Source organism: Micromonospora acroterricola (assembly GCF_003172955.1).
GTDB lineage: Bacteria > Actinomycetota > Actinomycetes > Mycobacteriales > Micromonosporaceae > Micromonospora > Micromonospora acroterricola.
The window spans coordinates 1-17005 of record NZ_QGKR01000275.1; the positions used below are offsets into that span (position 1 = coordinate 1).

Below are 17005 nucleotides of genomic sequence, written 5' to 3' on the forward strand. Positions count from 1 at the left end.
GTCCGCGGCCACCCCGTCGACCCCTGACCCGGGCGCGCCCACGACGCCGACCGCCCCCAGGCCGACGCCGAAGTCACCGGGCGGCCCGACCCTGCCACCGCCGGTCGGGGCCACCACGCTCACCGGCACGATCACCCGCGGCGTGGAGCCCAACTGCGTGCTGCTCGACGGCTACCTGCTGATCGGCGGCCCCCGGGACGTGCTCGCCGCCGGGGCCAGGGTGACCGTCACCGGCCGGGTCGAACCGGACACGATGACCACCTGCCAGCAGGGCACCCCCTTCATGGTGGAGAACGCCCACCGCAGCTGACCCGGCCCTGGGCCGGCGGGTCGCCCGCCGGCCCACCGGCGGGCTGCTCAGCGGTCGCGCTCGGCGGGGACCACGTCGTCGAGCAGCTCGGGCGCCTGGGGCTGACGAGGGGTCAGCTCGACCTGGGCCGGGCTGGCCAGTTCGTCGTCCGAGACGCCCAGCTCGGCAAGCTTGCGGGCGCTGACCAGCACCCGTGCCTCCAGCGAGCCGACCGCGCGGTTGTACGCGGTCACCGCGCCGGCCAGCGACGACCCGAGCTTGCCCACGTGGTCGCCGAGGGTGGCGAGCCGGCTGTACAGCTCCCGGGCCAGCGTGTGCACCGCGAGCGCGTTGCGGGCCAGCGCCTCCTGCCGCCACGAGTAGGCCACCGTGCGGAGCAGGGCGACCAGGGTGGCCGGCGTCGCCAGCACCACGTTGCGGGCGAACGCGTGCTCCAGCAGCGTCGGATCACGCTGGAGCGCCACGTCGAGGAACGGGTCAGCGGGGACGAACAGCACCACGAACTCCGGTGAGCTGTCGAACGCGGACCAGTAGGACTTGGCGGCCAGGGCGTCGACGTGCCCCCGCAGGTGGCGGGCGTGCGCGTCGAGGTGGGTGTCCCGGCCACGCTCGTCGCGGGCCTCCATCGCCGTGAGGTACGCGTCGAACGGGGCCTTGGCGTCCACCACCACCGACCGGCCGCCGTGCAGCCGGACCACCAGGTCCGGGCGGACCACCTGCTGGTCGGTGGCGGCGGTGACCTGCTCCGAGAAGTCGCAGTGCTCCAGCATGCCGGCCGCCTCGACGATGCGGCGCAGCTGGTGCTCGCCCCAGCGGCCCCGCACCTGTGGGGCGCGCAGCGCGGCCACCAGCTGCTTGGTCTCGGTGCGCAGCTCGCCGGAGACCGCGTTCATCGAGCGGACCTGCTCGCGCAGCTCGGCGTACGCGTCGACCCGGTCGTGCTCCAGCTCGGCGACCCGCTGCTCATAGCGGCGCAGGGTGTCGTGCAGCGGGGCAACCGCCCGGGCCACCGCCTCCTGGGACTGGGCGGTGGCCTCGTAGCTCAGCGCCCGCATGGACTGCTCCAGGCGCCCCTCGCCCTCCCGGGTCGCGGTCAGCGTGGCGTCCAGCCGGGCGATGTCGGCCGCCGACCGGGACCGCGCCGCGAGCCAGCCCACCGCCCCGCCGGCGCCGAGGCACACGATCACCAGGAGCAGCGTCGAGACGTCCATCACCGGAGCTTGCCAGACGGATACGACGTGCGAGCCGGGGGTACGTTCGATGACATGGAACTTGTGCTGTGCCTCGCCATCGTGGTAATCGGCGCGGTGGCCGCCGCGGCGCTCATCCGCGCCCAGGCCACCGCCCGTCAGCGCACCGAGCTCGGCGACGCCCGCGCGGAGGCCCAACGCTGGTACGAGCGCCTCGGCGGCCAGTTGATGACCCTGCACGGCGACGAGCCGGCGGTCCGCCAGGCCCTGTCCGACGCCGGTGAGCGGTACAACGCGGCGGGCTCGCAGCTGGAGCAGGCGCGCACGTCGAACCAGTTCGCGCTGGCCCGGGAGACCGCGCTGGAGGGACTGGCGTACATCCGGGCGGCGCGGACCGCGCTGGGCATCGATCCGGGGCCCGAGGTGCCGGCGCTGGCTGCCGCGCGCGGCGTCGGGCAGCTCACCAAGGAGCGTCAGGTCGACGTGCAGGGGCAGACCTTCCGGGCCGGTCCCCAGCCCGGCCGGGAAACGCCCTACTACTACCCCGGTGGCCGTTACCAGGGCCGCCCGGTGCCGGCGGGCTGGTACTCGACGCCGTGGTGGAAGACGGCGCTGGGCGCCGGCGCCGGTGTGCTCGGCGGCATCCTGATCGCCGACGCGCTGTTCTCGCCCGCCTTCGCCGACCCGGGGTACGGCTACGACGAGGGCTACCAGGAGGGCTTCGGCGACGGCGTCGACCAGGGCGCGGATCACCGGGGCGTCGCGCCACTGGTCCTGCTCGGCGAGCAGGCCCAGGGCCACCACCGACTCCTCGACCTCGCCCACGCACTCGAACGGCTTGTGCCCGTCCACGCCCAGCAGCTCCCGGTAGCCGGGGATCTGCTCCGGGTCGGCGAGCAGGTCACCGCCGAAGATGTGGGTGACCCGCTCCCGCGTCATGAACGGCGCCATGGCCAGGAAGACGAACCGGCACTTGGGGCAGTCGCGGCACCAGCGCTCGCTCGCGTCGCGCAGCTTGAACGCGGCGTTGCAGCTGGTCACCACGTCGTCGTAGCGGGTGAACCCGGCGAACAGGCGGGCGATGTGCAGCTCGGACAGCGAGCGCAGCAGCGAGAAGTAGGGCTCGGTGAGACCGGCGTGCTCGGCCAGCGCCGCCCGCAGCAGCCCTTCGGCCTCGACGCCCTTGGACCACTGGTGGTTGATCTCGTGGCCGTTCCAGACGAGGTTGGGGTCGGACGCGGAGCGCTCGTTGGACATCACCACCGGGCCCAGCCCGTGCAGCACCGCGGTCGCCACCGCGATCAGCGAGTTGATCGCGGTGACCGGGATGTGGCCGTTCAGCGCGCCGGCCGCGTTCAGGTCGAACAGCACCGGGTCGATCCGCCGCCGGGCGGCCAACGGGGTCAGCCCGGACGCCTCGTTCACCGAGACGATCACGTGGTTGGGGTTGACCGAGAACGGCACCGGGTCCAGCTCGGCGCGGCGCAGCGCCTCCAGGCTGACGATGGAGTCCTTGCCGCCGCCGACCGCGGAGAGCGGGCGACGGTCGGAGTTGTCGTACACGCGTGGCGACTCCGGTGAGCCGGCCGGCACCTCCGGGCGCAGCTGGAGCACGTGCGGCAGCTGGTTGCGGTACGCGTACTCCGCGAGGCCCTTGGTGTAGACGGCGGTGACGTAGTCGACGGTGGCCGCGCCCAGCGGCGCCGGCAGGACCAGCCGGGGCGGCGCGGCGGCCTTGTAGTAGCTGACCCCGGCGACCAGGTGCAGCACCTCCAGCACCCGGCCGAGGGTGGCGACCGTCTCGTCCGATGGCGGCGCCGCCGGCAGCGGAAGAGTGATGACCTCGGTGAACCGCTGCTCACCGGCCGGGCCGGTCAACGCGTAGTCGAACAACACCTCGCCGGTGGCGAAGTCGATCGAGTAGGACGGGAAGGTGAAGGCGTCCATCCGCCGGAGCTGCTCGTTGGGCACACGCCATACTAGGCCCTGGTTCGTCCGGCCGTGTCCGGCTGCGCCGGACCGTGCCCGCCCCACCGCCGCCGCGACCCCCGAGGAGAGCCCCGTGCGCCTGTCTGACCTGCGCGGACGTACCGTCGCCGTCTGGGGGACCGGCCGGGAGGGCCGGGCCGCGGTGACCGCGATCGCCGCGCACGGCCCGGCCGAGCTGGTCGCCGTCGACGACAGCGCGAACTTCCTCTCCCTGCCGTGGGACGGCCCGCTGGCCGAGGCGGCCCCGCTGGTCACCGGCGACGCCGGCTTCGAGCGGCTGGCCGCCGCCGACGTGGTGGTCCGGTCGCCGGGCGTGCCGCAGACCCACCCGTGGTTGGTCGAGCTGCGCAAGCGCGGCGCCACCGTCACGCAGGGCACCGCGCTGTGGATGGCCGACCACGCCGCCCGCACCGTCGGGGTCACCGGCAGCAAGGGCAAGAGCACCACGTCCAGCCTGATCAGCCACCTGCTCACCGCCGTGGGCCGGCCGAACGTCTTCGGCGGCAACATCGGCGTGCCCACCCTCGACCTGCCCGATGCCGAGCTGTACGTGCTGGAGCTGTCCAGCTACCAGTGCAGCGACCTCTCCGACTCGCCCCGGGTGGCCGTGGTCACCGCGCTCTTCCCCGAGCACCTGGACGCGCACGGCGGGGAGCGGGAGTACTACCGGGACAAGCTCAACCTGCTCGCCCACGGCCCGCAGACGATCGTGGTGAACGGCGCCGACCCCCGGCTCGCCGCCGAGCTGGGTGACCGGCCGGCGGTCCGTGCCGGTCGCCCCGACACCACCAACGTCGCCACCGGCGCCGACGGCACGCCCTGGTTCCACCTCGGCAACCAGCCGCTCTTCCCGCGTGCCGTGCTGCCCCTGGTCGGCCGGCACAACGAGGGCAACCTCTGCGTCGCGCTCGCCGTGCTCGACGCCCTCGGCGTCGACGTCGTGGCCGAGAGGGACAGCATCGCCGTCGCGGTCGCCGAGTACCAGGGGCTGGCCCACCGGCTCACCGAGATCACCGACCCGTCCGGGTTGACCTTCGTCGACGACACGCTGGCCACCAGTCCGTACGCGGCCATGCACGCCATCGACGCGTACGACGGGCGGCCGTTGACCGTGATCGTCGGGGGCACCGACCGGGGGTTGGACTACACGCCGCTGGCCGAGCACCTGGCGGAGCGGGAGCTGACCGTGATCGGCATCCCGGACAGCGGCAGCCGCATCGTGGCCGCCCTCGACGGGCTGCCCGGGGTGCGTGCCGAGGTGGTCGACGATCTGGTGGCGGCCGTGCGGCTGGCCCGCAAGCTCACCCCGGCCGGCGGCGTCGTGCTGCTGTCGCCGGCCGCCCCGAGCTACGGCCAGTTTCGCAACTTCGAGCACCGCTCCGAGGTCTTCGCCCAGGCCGTCGCCGACACCGCGGGGGCCTAGACGGGCCACCGCTGGCCCGGCGCGACGGCGTCAGCGCGGGTCGAGCCCGGCGTGCAGGGCGCGCATCGCGCGGATCGCGGAGCGGATCTCCTGGAGGTAGCGGCCCGGGGTGAGCGTCTGCTCGGGCAGCACCGCCAGGTCGGCCAGCGTCGGGTCCACCCCGACGGTGTCGATGTCGCAGCCGTACGGGACGGCCAGGGTGCGCAGCGCGTCGCAGTGCTGGAACGGCACGTAGATCGGCGCGGTGACCATCAGCACGTCGTCGCCCGGTGCGAGCTGGACGTGCCCGGCCCAGAACCGCTGGGTGTCGGCGGTGTGCGCTCGCCGTCGATCCGGTTCGCTGGAGGGCGCGGCGAGCACCCGTACCGGCGGCAGTCCCGCCGGCCGGTAGGTCCGCGAGGACCAGGAGTGGTGCGGGTGGCCGGCTTCGAGACCGTCCTGTTGCGCCGGTGCGGTCACCCGGAAGATCCGCCGGACCGCCGAGTCGAGCACGTCCACCTCGGTCTCGTCGGCCGGCAGGCCCGCGTGGGCGAGCGTCCGGCGTTCCCAGTCGGCCAGTGGCCGGAAGCTGCCCAGCACGGCGACCTCGCCGGTCACCCGCAGGCCGGTGCGCAGCAGGTGCGCGGCGTACCCGACCCGGCGTACGCAGGCGTGCGCCAGGCCGCCGAGGACCACCAGATGGGCGTACGCCGGTCTGGCCGGCGCCACCGGTCGGACCAGGCCGAGCGCGGCCGCCGAGGCGAGCACCAGCTCGGCGGTGGCCGGGTCGAGGTTCGGCTCCCGGGCGTCCGGCCGCTCCCGGCCGTCCCGGAAGTCCCAGTGCCGCGCGGAGAACTCGTCCAGGAACCGCAGCACCTCGGTGAGGTCGCCGTCGGGCCAGGTGCCGCCGAAGCGGGCGACCAGCCGGCGGATCGGGTCCGCGCGGACCCATTGGGCGATGCCGGCGGCTGGGTCGCCCGGCGCCCCGAGGCGCAGCGGTACGGGCAGCTCAGGCACCGCCGGATCGTACGGGACGGCGTCGTTGTCGTCCCGTCGTACCCTGACGGCAGCCGACGCCCGGGAGGTACGTCGATGACCGATATGCTCCGCCGTTCCCGCGCCGACCGGGTCGGGCCCGCCGGTGGGTTCGTCCGGCTGCTGGCCCACACCGACCCGGTCGCGCTGGTGGGCATCCTGCTGTCGATCTCGCTGTCCGTCACGTTGGACCTCACCAACGCGGCGACCGGGGTGGAGTCGCTGCTCGCCGGGTTGATGGGCACCACCATCTCGCTGCTGGTGGACTCGCTGGCCCGTGCCGAGCGCCGCTTCCACCTGCGGACGCTGCTGGAGGGGCCGCCCTGGCTGGTGCACGCGGTGCCCGAGGTGGTGACCGGCACCCGGGAGGCGGTCGAGCGGCATCCGGGCACCCGGGTCGCCGAGGAGGCCCGGCGTCGCTTCGAGCGGTTCCGGACGCAGACCGAGCAGTTGCGCGCCGGACGGATCATCCGGCCGGGCGACGACTGTCAGGACCTGCTCGGCGCCACCCGGGAGTGCGTGCGGCGGCTGGACGCGGTGACGAACGTGATGCCGAGGGCCAGCGGCGAGCTGAGCTGGTGGCGCGGCGACATCGGTCGGCACTACTGGGCGGCCAACGTCGAGGCGCTGGCCCGGGACGTACGGATCACCCGGGTCTTCGTGCACGCCGGGCTGACCGACGAGCTGACCGAGCTGGTGCGGGCGCAGCGCCGGGCCGGGGTGCGGGTGGGTCTGCTGCCGTGGGGCGTGGTGGAGGCGTCCCGGCACGTCAACCTGACCCTGTGGGACGGCAGCTCCTGCTGGGAGGGTGGGATGAGCGCGCACGGCGAAATCACCGAGAACCAGTTCTCGGTCAACGCCGCGGACCTGGCCCGGCTCACCGACGTCTTCGAGGTCTGCGCCGAGGCCGCGACCTTCCTGGACTGACCGCGACCGGAGGGCGGGCGCACCGATGACCGTGAGCGGCGTGCTGCTGGTGACGGCGGTGGTGTGGGCGGTCAGCCTGATCCGGTCGGTGCGCCTGCGGGCGTTCGTCTACAGTCTCCCGCTGCCGATGACGCTGGCCCTGGTGAGCACCGGGCACCGGGTGGAGGGTGCCCAACTGCTCGGGGTGCTGGGCCTCAACCTGTTCTTCGTCGTCGTGGCGGTCACCCACCACCGGCTGCGCTGGCCGATCCTGCTCGCCGACGCCGCCGGGATCGCCGGGTACGTGGCGTTCAGCGCCGGCCTGCTGGCGGTGCCGGTGCCGTTCGGGCCGGCGCTGGCCGGCACGGTGGCGCTCTGGCTGGTGGCGATGCTGCTGCTGCGCCGGCACACTGCCGATCCGACGCCGCCGGCGCCGACAACCGACCCGACGCCGGCGCCGACAACCGACCCGCCGCCGACAACCGACCCGACGCCGGAGACCGGACCACCGCCAGGGGACGAACCGGAGGCGGAGGCGGAGCCGCAGGTCGAGGCGGGGTCGCGGAGAAGGCTTCCGGCGCCGGTCAAGCTGCTGGTGATCCTGGTCGGGGCGACGCTCACCGGGCTGCTCGGCGAGTTGCTGCGCGCGATGGTGGTGACCTTCCCGTACTCCGGGGTGCTGGTGGCCGTCGAGAGCCGCCGCGACCTGGTGGCGTTCACCCGGCACTTCGCCCGCAACAGCCTGGCGCTGGTCGGTTTCCTGGCGGCGTACCACCGATGGCAGGACGGCTCGCCGGTCGCCGCCCTGGCGGCCGGTTGGGTGGCGTTCGCGCTGGTGGCCGGGGCGTTGCAGGTGGCCACGCACGTCGGCGCGGTCCGTCGCCGCGCGGGCGCCGTCGCCGCCGCCGGCTGAACGCACCGGCCCGTCGCCGCGCGGGCGCCGTCGCCGCCGGCTGAACGCGCCGGCCGGCCGTCCGACTGACGCACTGTCAGGAGCTGGCGCGCCCTGCGCTACACAGTGGCAGTTGTCCATACCGGCCACCGGTGGGAGCGTGCGGTATCCACGAATGCCGCTGAAGGGTTGCCACGATGACCGACGACCTGCTGGCCCGGCACCGGGCCGTGCTCCCGTCCTGGATGCCGCTGTACTACGCCGAGCCGATCGAGCTGGTCTCCGGCTCGGGCCGCCGGGTCACCGACGCCCAGGGCCGCAGCTACCTGGACTTCTTCGGCGGCGTGCTGACCAACATGATCGGCTACGACATACCGGAGATCCGGGAGGCGGTCGAGCGTCAGCTCGCCACCGGCATCGTGCACAGCTCGACGCTCTACCTGATCCGGCAGCAGGTGGAGCTGGCCGAGAAGATCGCGCAGCGCTCCGGCATCCCGGACGCCCGGGTGTTCTTCACCAACTCCGGCACCGAGGCGAACGAGGCGGCGCTGCTGGTCGCCACCAACCACCGGCGCTCGCACCAGATCCTGGCCGTGCGCAACAGCTACCACGGCCGGTCGTACGCGGCGATGGGCGTCACCGGCAACCGCAACTGGTCGGCCAGCGGCCTCAACCCGCTCCAGGTGGCCTGGCTGCACTCGGGTGACCGGGTACGCGGCCTGCTCGCCCGGTTGAGCGCGGAGGAGCAGGTCGACGCGGCGGTGGAGGACCTGCGGGAGGTGCTGGCCACCCAGACGGCCGGCGACGTGGCGGCGTTGATCGCCGAGCCGATCCAGGGTGTGGGCGGTTTCGTGCACCCGCCGGACGGGCTCTTCGCCGGCTGGAAGAAGGTCCTCGACGAGCACGGCATCCTGTTCATCGCCGACGAGGTGCAGACCGGCTGGGGGCGCACCGGGGAGCACTTCTGGGGCTACCAGGCGCACGGGGTCACCCCCGACCTGCTCACGTTCGCCAAGGGCATCGGCAACGGGTTCGCGCTGGCCGGGGTGGTCGGGCGGGCCGAGGTGCTGGAGTCGGTGCCGGCCATCAGCTTCTCCACGTTCGGCGGCAACCCGATCTCCACGGCGGCCGGCAACGCGGTGCTCGACTACCTGGTCGCGCACGACCTCCAGGCGAACGCGGCCCGCGTCGGCGCGATCCTCGCCGACGGCCTGCGCGCCGCGGTGGGCGGGCTGGACTGCGTCGCGGAGGTACGCGGCAAGGGGCTGATGCTCGGCGTCGAGTTCGTCCGGCCGGGGACCAGCGAGCCCGACCCGGCGCTGACCAACCGGGTCTTCGAGGCGTGCCGGGCCGGCGGGCTGCTCGCCGGCAAGGGCGGCCTGTACGGCAACGTGCTGCGGATGGGTCCACCGCTGACGCTGACCGAGGAGGAGGCCCGCGAGGGCCTGGCGATCCTCGTCGACGCGATCCGTTCCTCGGCGGGGGTGGCGGCGTGAGCATCGGACACTTCATCGACGGCAAGCGGGTCGGCGGCACGTCCGAGCGGCGCGGCGACGTGTTCGACCCGGCGACGGGCCGGCGTACCGCCGAGGTGGAGCTGGCCTCGACCGCGGACGTCGACGTCGCGGTGCAGGCCGCCGCCCTCGCCGCCCGTGCCTGGCGGGACGCGTCGCTGGCGAAGCGGTCGGCGGTGCTGTTCGCCTTCCGGGAGCTGGTGCACGCCCGCCGGGACCGGCTCGCCGAGGTGATCACCGCCGAGCACGGCAAGGTCCTCGCCGACGCCGCCGGCGAGGTGCAGCGCGGCCTGGAGGTCATCGAGTACGCCTGCGGCCTGCCCTCGGCGTTGCGCGGCGCGTTCAGCGAGAACGTCTCCACCGAGGTCGACTCGTACACGATCCGGCAGCCGCTCGGGGTGGTCGCGGTGATCTCCCCGTTCAACTTCCCGGTGATGGTGCCGCTGTGGTTCGTTCCGGTGGCGGTGGCCTGCGGCAACGCCGTGGTGCTCAAGCCGAGCGAGAAGGACCCGACCGCGGCGCTGCTGCTGGCCGAGTGGTTCGCCGAGGCGGGCCTGCCCGACGGGGTGCTGAACGTGGTCAACGGCGACAAGGAGGCCGTCGACGCGTTGCTGGACCACCCGGAGGTGCGGTCGGTGTCGTTCGTCGGCTCCACCCCGATCGCCCGGTACGTCTACGAGCGCGGCACCGCCGCCGGCAAGCGGGTGCAGGCGCTCGGCGGGGCGAAGAACCACATGGTGGTGCTCCCCGACGCCGACCTGGACCTGGCCGCCGACGCGGCGGTCAACGCCGGGTTCGGGTCGGCGGGGGAGCGGTGCATGGCCATCTCGGTGCTGGTGGCGGTGGAGCCGGTCGCGGACGCGCTGGTCGAGCGCATCGCCGTGCGGATGGCCGGGCTGCGCACCGGTGACGGCCGGCGGGGCTGCGACATGGGCCCGCTGGTCACCGCCGCCCACGCGGCGAAGGTGCGCTCCTACGTGGACGCCGGGGTGGCCGCCGGCGCGGTGCCGGTGGTGGACGGGCGGGACGTGACGCCGGACGGCGACCCGGACGGCTTCTGGCTGGGGCCGACGCTGTTCGACCGGGTGAGCCCGCAGATGTCGATCTACACGGACGAGATCTTCGGGCCGGTGCTCGGCGTGGTCCGGGTCGGCTCGTACGACGAGGCGGTGGAGCTGGTCAACGCCAGCCCGTACGGCAACGGCACCGCGATCTTCACCAACGACGGCGGCGCGGCCCGGCGCTACCAGCACGAGGTGGAGGTCGGCATGGTCGGGATCAACGTGCCGATCCCGGTGCCGATGGCGTACCACTCGTTCGGCGGCTGGAAGTCCTCGCTCTTCGGTGACCTGCACGCGCACGGGGAGGACGGGGTGCGCTTCTTCACCCGGGGAAAGGTCGTCACCAGCCGGTGGCTGGACCCGCGCCACGGCGGGGTCAACCTCGGGTTCCCCACCCAGACCTGAGCAGCCGCAGCACGCCCGCCCCGGCCAGGTACGCCAGCAGCGCCGGGACGGGCGTGCCGATCGGCTCCGGGGCCTTCGCCGCGGTCGCGCTGTTGATCAGCAGCGCGGCCACCACGGCGGCGTAACCGGCCACGGTCAGCGCCAGCCGCGTCGTGGTGCCTCCGCCGGCCCGGCGTCCGGTGCGGTGCCGGGCGCTGCGTGCCTCCACCGGTCCGAAGACGGCGACCAGCACCGCCAGGACCGCCGTGAGCAGCAGCAGCCACGGCACCCGCCACGCCCACCAGGCCGCCGAGCCGACCGCCGGGGTGGGCAGGACGCCGATCGCGTCGAGCAGGCCGACCAGCAGGATGGCGGCGCTCAGGTGCCAGAGGAACACGGTCAGCACCACGAGGTTGACCCCGATCACGAGCTGCCACGGGCCGGTGCGGCGCAGCAGGCGCTCCGCCGGGCCGCGCAGCAGCAGGATCAGGCCGAGCTGGGCGGCCGCGACGGCGAGCAGCGCGAGGCTCGGCGGCGCGGCGTTGTCCAGCCGCTCGCCCGGCACGTGCAGCATGGACACCGGCCAGGGGCCGAGCACGGTGAGCAGTGGCAGCGCGGCCAGCCCGACGGCCAGGAACAGCACGCCGGCCCGGCGCGAGGTGGGCAGCCGGCGCCCCCGTACCCCCGGACGGTCGGTGGGCGCGGCCCCGGCGGCGTCGGTCGCCCCGGGCGGCGGCGCGGCGCGGGTGTCGTGCCAGGCGAAACCGAGCTGGTGTACGGCGAGCCAGCCGAACAGGTAGTTGCCGAATCCGAGCTCCTCCGGCCCGGTCAGCCGGCCCAGGTCACCGATGCCGACCAGGGCGACCAGGACCAGCGGGACGGCCAGGCCGAAGCGGCGGTGCAGCGCGTACATCGGTGGGGTGAGCGCGACCACCGCCAGGTAGGCGACCAGGAACCACAGCGGGATGGTGGCGAACCAGACCACCTCGCGGATCCGGGTCGGGTCGGCGCCGAGCAGCCGGGCCGCCACTCCCGCGACGGCGAGCACCAGCACCAGCGCGCTCGTGGGGCGGATCAGCCGGGCGCTGCGGTCGAGCAGCCAGCCGGCCGCGTCGCCGTCCCGGGCCCGCAGCCGGGTCAGCGAGGCCGCGTTGGCGTAGCCACCGACCAGGAAGAACACCGGCATCACCTGGGCCACCCAGGTCAGGGGGTACGCCCACGGCAGGTCCCCGAGCGCCGAGTGGCCGGTGGGCTGGCCGGCGTCGTCCCGCTCGATCACGGTGACGGCCCAGTGGCCGAGAACGACCATGGTGATGGCGAGCGCGCGGAGCAGGTCGACGTACCGCTCCCGGCCCGCCGGGGTGCGCTCCGCGAGCTGGCGCAGGCGGCGCATCGTCTCAGGCTATGCGACCCGGCGCTGGCCGGTGGTGATAACGGTTCGGCTGCCGGGGGTTGAAGTCCAGGCGTCGCTGCCGTAGAAATTCTTCAGCGACTTTATGTCAAATGAAGACAAGCAACACATCCCCCTGCGCCTCGTGCGACGGACGCCACCCCCATCACCCGGCGTTCGCCCGACCCGACCCGAGGAGACACCATGAACAGGCGTGACATCCTGCGGCGCAGCGCCGCCGCCGGCCTGCTGGCCACCCCCGCCGCCGGCCTGCTGACCGGCTGTGCCTCCGGCGGCGGCGACGACAACGACGACAACGCCGCCTACAAGGGCACCAAGAGCGAGCAGAACCCGCTCGGCGTCAAGGAGGACGCACCCCTCGAGGTGGTGATCTTCAGCGGTGGGTTCGGTGAGGAGTACGCGAAGACCCACGAGGCCATGTACACCGAGAAGTACCCGAAGGCGAAGATCAAGCACTCCGCCACCCAGGAGATCAGCAAGACCCTCCAGCCGCGCTTCGTCGACGGCTCCCCGCCGGACGTGGTCAACAACTCCGGCACCGGCCAGATCGACTTCAACGGCCTGGTCAGCCAGAACGCCCTCGCCGACCTCGGCGAGCTGCTCGCCGCCCCGAGCCTCGACGTGCCCGGCAAGACGGTCAAGGACACCCTGCTGCCCGGCGCGGTCGAGATCGGCTCGTACGACGGCGCGTTCCTGGTGCTGAACTACACCTACACCGCCTACGGCATCTGGCACTCCAACAAGCTCTTCACCGAGCGCAAGTGGGAGTACGCCAAGACCTGGGACGAGCACATCGCGCTCTGCAAGCAGATCAAGGCCGCCGGCATCGCCCCCTGGACGTACGCCGGCCTCCACCCGCGCTACATGAGCTGGCCGCTGATCTCCACCGCGATCAAGTTCGGTGGCCCGTCGGTGGCCCTCGCGCTCGACAACCTGGAGCCGAACGCCTGGAAGTCCGACGCGATGAAGGCCGCCGCCGACGCGTGGCACCAGATCGTCAAGGACAAGTACATCCTGGAGGGCTCGCCCGGCCTGGACCACAAGCAGTCCCAGACCGCCTGGTGCCAGGGCAAGGCCGCGTTCATCTCCTGCGGCTCCTGGCTGGAGAGCGAGCAGAAGGACGTCACCCCCGCCGGCTTCAACATGACCATCGCGCCGACGCCGAGCCTGGGCAGCGGCGACAAGCTGCCGTTCGAGGCGATCCGCGGCACCGCCGGCGAGCCGTTCATGGTGCCCGCCAAGGCCCGCAACGTCGCCGGCGGCCTGGAGTACTTCCGGACCATGCTGTCCAAGAAGGGCGCCCAGGACTTCACGCGCAAGGTCGCCAGCCTCACCGTGGTCGCCGGCGCGACCGAGGGCGTCGAGCTGCCGTACGGGCTGACCACCGTCGTCAAGGCGCTGGACGCGTCCGGCGCCAACGGGTTCAACTGGGTCTACAACAACTACTACCGCAAACTGGAGCGCAACCTCGTCGACGCCGCGTGCGGCGAGTTCTTCAGCGGCCGGATCGGCCCCGCGGACTTCCTCGACCAGTGCCAGAGGGGCGCCGACTCGATCGCCCAGGACAGCTCGGTCAAGAAGTACAAGCGGGCTGCGTGACACCCCGGCCGGTGGGGGCGGGCCGCCCCCACCGGCCGCACCACGGGAAGTAGGTCCTCATCGTGAGACATGGCAAGTGGCCGCTGATCATCACCTTCCTGGTGCCGCCGGTGCTGCTGTACGTCGTCTTCGTCGTGTCGCCGTACCTGCAGGCGTTCCAGATCTCCACCACCGACTGGCTCGGCTACTCGCCCGACGCCAACTCCGTCGGCCTGGCGAACTTCAAGACCCTGTGGCACGACGGGTACTTCTGGAACGCGTTGCAGAACAACGCTGTCCTGCTGGCCCTGGTGCCGGTGCTGACCATCGTGCTCGGGCTCTTCTTCGCCACCATGCTCGCCATGGGCGGGCGCAAGGGCCGCGCCGGGGTGACCGGTGTACGCGGCGGCGCGTTCTACCGCACGGTGTACTTCTTCCCGCAGGTGCTCTCCGTGGTGATCATCGCGCTGCTGTGGAAGGAGGTCTACCACCCGAACAAGGGTCTGCTCACCGCCACTCTGCACGGGATCGGCCTGTCCGCGCCGACGTGGCTCGGCGACCCGGCCACCGCCTTCTGGTGCGTGCTCGCGGTCATGGTGTGGAGCAACGTCGGCTTCTACGTGGTGCTGTTCGGCGCGGCGATGTCGGCCGTGCCGAAGGAGATCTACGAGGCGGTGCTGCTCGACGGCGCGTCCCGGTTCACCACGCTGCGGCGGGTCACCCTGCCGCTGCTGTGGGACACCGTCCAGGTGGCCTGGGTATACCTGGCCATCTTCGCCCTGGACGGGTTCATCCTCGTGCAGCTGATGACCAACGGCGGGCCGAACTTCTCCACCGACGTGATCGGCGTGCGGATGTACGACACCGCCTTCGGCAGCGAGACCAAATTCGGCTACGCCTCCGCGATCGGCGTGGTCATGTTCTTCCTGACCCTCTCGGTGGCGGTGCTGTCGCTGCGGGTCGGCCGGCGCGATCGGATCGAGTACTCGTGACCACACTGGACAAGCCCGCCCCCGCCGCCACCGCGCCGACGCCGGCCACCCGCCGGGACCGCCCCATCCGCCGGGACCTCGGCGTGGCCAACGTCTTCTCGCACGGCTTCCTGCTGATCTGGGGCCTGCTCACCGTCCTGCCGCTGCTGTGGATGTTCATCAGCTCGTTCAAGACCAACGGCGAGATCCTGGCCGACCCGTGGGGGCTGCCCGGTGCGCTGCACTGGGACAACTGGGCACGGGCCTGGACCGGCGCGCACATCGGCCGGTACTTCCTCAACAGCCTCCTGGTGGTCGCCGGCTCGGTCAGCCTCACCATGCTGATGGGCGCCACCGCCGCGTACGTCTTCGCCCGGTACGAGTTCCGCGGCCGGCAGTTCGTCTACTACCTGTTCGTCGGCGGGCTGATGTTCCCGGTGTTCCTCGCCCTGGTGCCGCTGTTCTTCGTGGTCCGCAACGCCGGCCTCTTCGGCACCTGGACCGGGCTCATCCTCGTGTACGCGGCCTACTCGCTGCCGTTCACGGTGTTCTTCCTGACCGCGTTCTTCCGGACCCTGCCGACCTCGGTGGCGGAGGCCGCGATGGTCGACGGCTGCGGTCACTTCCGGCTGTTCTTCCGGGTGATGCTGCCGATGGCGCGTCCGGGACTGATCAGTGTGGCGATCTTCAACTTCCTCACCCACTGGAACCAGTTCCTGCTGCCGCAGGTGCTGATGCAGGGCGACGAGTCCAAGTGGGTGCTCGCCCAGGGGCTGTTCGCCCTGTCGGTCAGCCAGGGCTACGCCGGCGACTACGCCCGGCTCTTCGCCGGGCTGAGCATCGCGGTGCTGCCGGTGCTCGCCGTCTACGTGGTCTTCCAGCGGCAGGTGCAGTCCGGGCTGACCGCAGGCCAGCTCAAGTAGGCCGCGGCGGGCCAGCCCAGGTTGACCGGTAGGAAACCTCCTACCTATTGTGGTCGGCATGACCGTAACCCACGTGCAACTCCTCTCCGTACCCGTCGCCGACCAGGACCGGGCCCGGGACTTCTACGTCGACGTGCTCGGGTTCGACCTGGTCTGGGACAACCCGATGGGCCCCGACGGCGGACGCTGGGTGCAGGTGGCGCCCCCGGGCGCCGCCACCGCCCTCACCCTGGTCACCTGGTTCCCGACCATGCCGCCCGGGTCACTCAAGGGCCTGGTGCTGGAGACCGACGACCTGGACGCGGACGTCGCCCGGCTCCGGGATCGGGGGGTGGACTTCGCCAACGGCGGGATCCAGTCCGCGCCCTGGGGCCGGTACGCCACCTTCGACGACCCCGACGGCAACGGCATCGTCCTCCAGGCGACCCGTGTCTGAGCCGGACGTTTTCGCGGCGCTCGCCAACCCGACCCGGCGTGAGCTGCTGCGGCTGCTGCGCGACGGCGGGCAGCAGCCTGTCCAGCGACTCGCCGACCACTTCGACATGCGCCGGCCGAGCCTGTCCGAGCACCTCAAGGTGCTCAAGGAGGCCGGCCTGGTGGTCGAGCGGCCAGTCGGCCGACAGCGGCTGTACGCGCTGCGGGCGGAACCGCTGCAAGAGGTCGCCGACTGGCTCAGCCCGTACGAGGCGTACTGGCGCGGTCGACTCGGGGCGCTGCGCGACGTGCTGGACGAGCTCGACGATGAGTGAGCGCGGCACCATCCGGGTGGACCAGTTCCTGCCCCACCCGCCGACCAAGGTCTGGCGGGTGCTGACCGATCCTGATCTCATCGCGCGCTGGCTGATGCAGACCGACTTCGTGCCGGTCGTCGGCCACCGGTTCACGTTTCGCACCGACCCGCGTCCCGGGTTCGACGGCATCGTGCACTGCGAGGTGCTCGACCTGGACCCGCAACGCCTGCTGCGCTGGTCCTGGCGCGGCGGATCGCTGGACACGGCGGTGACCTGGACCCTCGTCGCCGAGGGTCGGGGCACCCGGCTGTTCCTCGAACACTCCGGCTTCGACCCGGACGACCCACTCCAACAGCGCACGTACGCCCTGCTCGACGGCGGCTGGCGCTCGCACGTCTGGCGCCGCCTGGCCAAGGTCCTCGACGCCATCCAGTCCTAGCCCGCGCGTCCCCGGCGCCCGCGCCCAGGCCGCGCGTCCCCGGCGCCCGCGTCTCCCCGGCGTCCCCGGCGCCGGTGCGTCCCCGGCGCCGCGCCCAGGCCGCGTGGCCAAGATCGCGCTTGATCCTGGAACGAGTCCCCTCCCCGCCGTGAGGAGGCCACTACATCCTGGATCGAGCGCGATCATGCGCGAGTCGCAGCGGCGTCTCACCACCTGCCGCGCCTTCGCCCGCCGGCCGCCACCCGCCGCCCTCCGCCGTCCTCTTGGGC

At 72.7% G+C, this 17005-nt stretch carries 15 protein-coding genes and 2 pseudogenes; 13 read left to right on the forward strand and 4 right to left on the reverse strand.

The genetic code is table 11. The annotated features are described in order from the left end of the window. The coding region (locus tag DKT68_RS23950) for a hypothetical protein (RefSeq protein WP_236647046.1) at positions 1 to 310 on the forward strand (310 nt) is incomplete at its 5' end. Positions 311 to 357: 47 nt separating this feature from the next. Here the strand turns inward: DKT68_RS23950 and DKT68_RS23955 are convergent. After that, a complete protein-coding gene (locus DKT68_RS23955; RefSeq protein ID WP_109819656.1) occupies positions 358 to 1521 on the reverse strand; it encodes a DNA recombination protein RmuC in 1164 nt (387 codons plus the stop codon). A 54-nt stretch (positions 1522 to 1575) separates the two neighbouring features. On the opposite strand from DKT68_RS23955, the pseudogene DKT68_RS32170 reads away from it, so the two are divergent. After that, a pseudogene (locus tag DKT68_RS32170) lies at positions 1576 to 2259 on the forward strand (hypothetical protein); the annotation flags it as partial. Here the strand turns inward: DKT68_RS32170 and DKT68_RS23965 are convergent. Further along, positions 2221 to 3471: pseudogene (locus DKT68_RS23965) on the reverse strand (hypothetical protein); the annotation flags it as partial. The pseudogenes DKT68_RS32170 and DKT68_RS23965 sit on opposite strands and share 39 nt — an antisense overlap. A 91-nt stretch (positions 3472 to 3562) precedes the next feature. Here DKT68_RS23965 and murD point away from each other — a divergent pair. Next, complete coding sequence (gene murD, locus DKT68_RS23970; RefSeq protein ID WP_109819645.1) at positions 3563 to 4912, forward strand: UDP-N-acetylmuramoyl-L-alanine--D-glutamate ligase; 1350 nt, start codon at positions 3563 to 3565, stop codon at positions 4910 to 4912. Positions 4913 to 4942: 30 nt separating this feature from the next. Here murD and DKT68_RS23975 read toward each other — a convergent pair whose 3' ends face one another. Further along, the gene (locus DKT68_RS23975; RefSeq protein WP_236647047.1) at positions 4943 to 5908 is read right to left on the reverse strand and encodes a hypothetical protein; all 966 of its coding nucleotides are present in this window, start codon (positions 5906 to 5908) and stop codon (positions 4943 to 4945) included. A gap of 75 nt (positions 5909 to 5983) precedes the next feature. On the opposite strand from DKT68_RS23975, the gene DKT68_RS23980 reads away from it, so the two are divergent. The 4 genes from DKT68_RS23980 (at position 5984) to DKT68_RS23995 (ending at position 10704) form a co-directional block, all read left to right on the forward strand. Next, a complete protein-coding gene (locus DKT68_RS23980; RefSeq protein WP_146218427.1) occupies positions 5984 to 6853 on the forward strand; it encodes a hypothetical protein in 870 nt (289 codons plus the stop codon). 25 nt (positions 6854 to 6878) lie between these two features. Continuing rightward, a complete protein-coding gene (locus DKT68_RS31580; protein WP_109819647.1) occupies positions 6879 to 7745 on the forward strand; it encodes a hypothetical protein in 867 nt (288 codons plus the stop codon). A 176-nt stretch (positions 7746 to 7921) separates the two neighbouring features. Beyond that, entirely contained in the window at positions 7922 to 9220 is a 1299-nt protein-coding gene (locus DKT68_RS23990) for an aspartate aminotransferase family protein (protein WP_109819648.1), read from the forward strand. Next, on the forward strand, positions 9217 to 10704 hold the full coding sequence (locus DKT68_RS23995) for a CoA-acylating methylmalonate-semialdehyde dehydrogenase (RefSeq protein ID WP_109819649.1): 1488 nt from the start codon (positions 9217 to 9219) through the stop codon (positions 10702 to 10704). Before DKT68_RS23990 ends, DKT68_RS23995 begins: the two co-directional genes overlap by 4 nt. Here the strand turns inward: DKT68_RS23995 and DKT68_RS24000 are convergent. Beyond that, positions 10676 to 12076: an acyltransferase family protein gene (locus DKT68_RS24000; protein WP_109819650.1), complete on the reverse strand. Its 1401-nt coding sequence runs from the start codon at positions 12074 to 12076 to the stop codon at positions 10676 to 10678. The genes DKT68_RS23995 and DKT68_RS24000 overlap by 29 nt on opposite strands. Positions 12077 to 12277: 201 nt before the next feature. Here DKT68_RS24000 and ngcE point away from each other — a divergent pair, with 201 nt between their 5' ends. The 6 genes from ngcE to DKT68_RS24030 all read left to right on the forward strand — a co-directional run bounded on the left by ngcE (position 12278) and on the right by DKT68_RS24030 (position 16736). Next, positions 12278 to 13693, forward strand: coding sequence for an N-acetylglucosamine/diacetylchitobiose ABC transporter substrate-binding protein (ngcE, locus tag DKT68_RS24005; RefSeq protein WP_109819651.1), 1416 nt, complete (start codon positions 12278 to 12280; stop codon positions 13691 to 13693). A 62-nt stretch (positions 13694 to 13755) separates the two neighbouring features. Continuing rightward, complete coding sequence (locus DKT68_RS24010) at positions 13756 to 14664, forward strand: carbohydrate ABC transporter permease (RefSeq protein WP_109819652.1); 909 nt, start codon at positions 13756 to 13758, stop codon at positions 14662 to 14664. Further along, on the forward strand, positions 14661 to 15566 hold the full coding sequence (locus tag DKT68_RS24015) for a carbohydrate ABC transporter permease (RefSeq protein WP_109819653.1): 906 nt from the start codon (positions 14661 to 14663) through the stop codon (positions 15564 to 15566). Before DKT68_RS24010 ends, DKT68_RS24015 begins: the two co-directional genes overlap by 4 nt. 58 nt (positions 15567 to 15624) lie before the next feature. Then, entirely contained in the window at positions 15625 to 16002 is a 378-nt protein-coding gene (locus DKT68_RS24020) for a glyoxalase superfamily protein (protein ID WP_109819658.1), read from the forward strand. Beyond that, complete coding sequence (locus DKT68_RS24025) at positions 15995 to 16315, forward strand: ArsR/SmtB family transcription factor (RefSeq protein WP_109819654.1); 321 nt, start codon at positions 15995 to 15997, stop codon at positions 16313 to 16315. The genes DKT68_RS24020 and DKT68_RS24025 overlap by 8 nt, the downstream gene beginning before the upstream one ends. Further along, the gene (locus tag DKT68_RS24030; protein ID WP_109819655.1) at positions 16308 to 16736 is read left to right on the forward strand and encodes an SRPBCC family protein; all 429 of its coding nucleotides are present in this window, start codon (positions 16308 to 16310) and stop codon (positions 16734 to 16736) included. The genes DKT68_RS24025 and DKT68_RS24030 overlap by 8 nt, the downstream gene beginning before the upstream one ends. Positions 16737 to 17005: the final 269 nt, after the last annotated feature.

Bases quoted from the DNA above. Each gene is read 5' to 3' on its own strand.
- DKT68_RS23955 (WP_109819656.1), bottom strand. From the start codon at position 1,521: ATGGACGTCTCGACGCTGCTCCTGGTGATCGTGTGCCTCGGCGCCGGC.
- DKT68_RS23980 (WP_146218427.1), top strand. From the start codon at position 5,984: ATGACCGATATGCTCCGCCGTTCCCGCGCCGACCGGGTCGGGCCCGCC.
- DKT68_RS31580 (WP_109819647.1), top strand. From the start codon at position 6,879: ATGACCGTGAGCGGCGTGCTGCTGGTGACGGCGGTGGTGTGGGCGGTC.
- DKT68_RS23990 (WP_109819648.1), top strand. From the start codon at position 7,922: ATGACCGACGACCTGCTGGCCCGGCACCGGGCCGTGCTCCCGTCCTGG.
- DKT68_RS24000 (WP_109819650.1), bottom strand. From the start codon at position 12,076: ATGCGCCGCCTGCGCCAGCTCGCGGAGCGCACCCCGGCGGGCCGGGAG.
- ngcE (WP_109819651.1), top strand. From the start codon at position 12,278: ATGAACAGGCGTGACATCCTGCGGCGCAGCGCCGCCGCCGGCCTGCTG.
- DKT68_RS24020 (WP_109819658.1), top strand. From the start codon at position 15,625: ATGACCGTAACCCACGTGCAACTCCTCTCCGTACCCGTCGCCGACCAG.
- DKT68_RS24030 (WP_109819655.1), top strand. From the start codon at position 16,308: ATGAGTGAGCGCGGCACCATCCGGGTGGACCAGTTCCTGCCCCACCCG.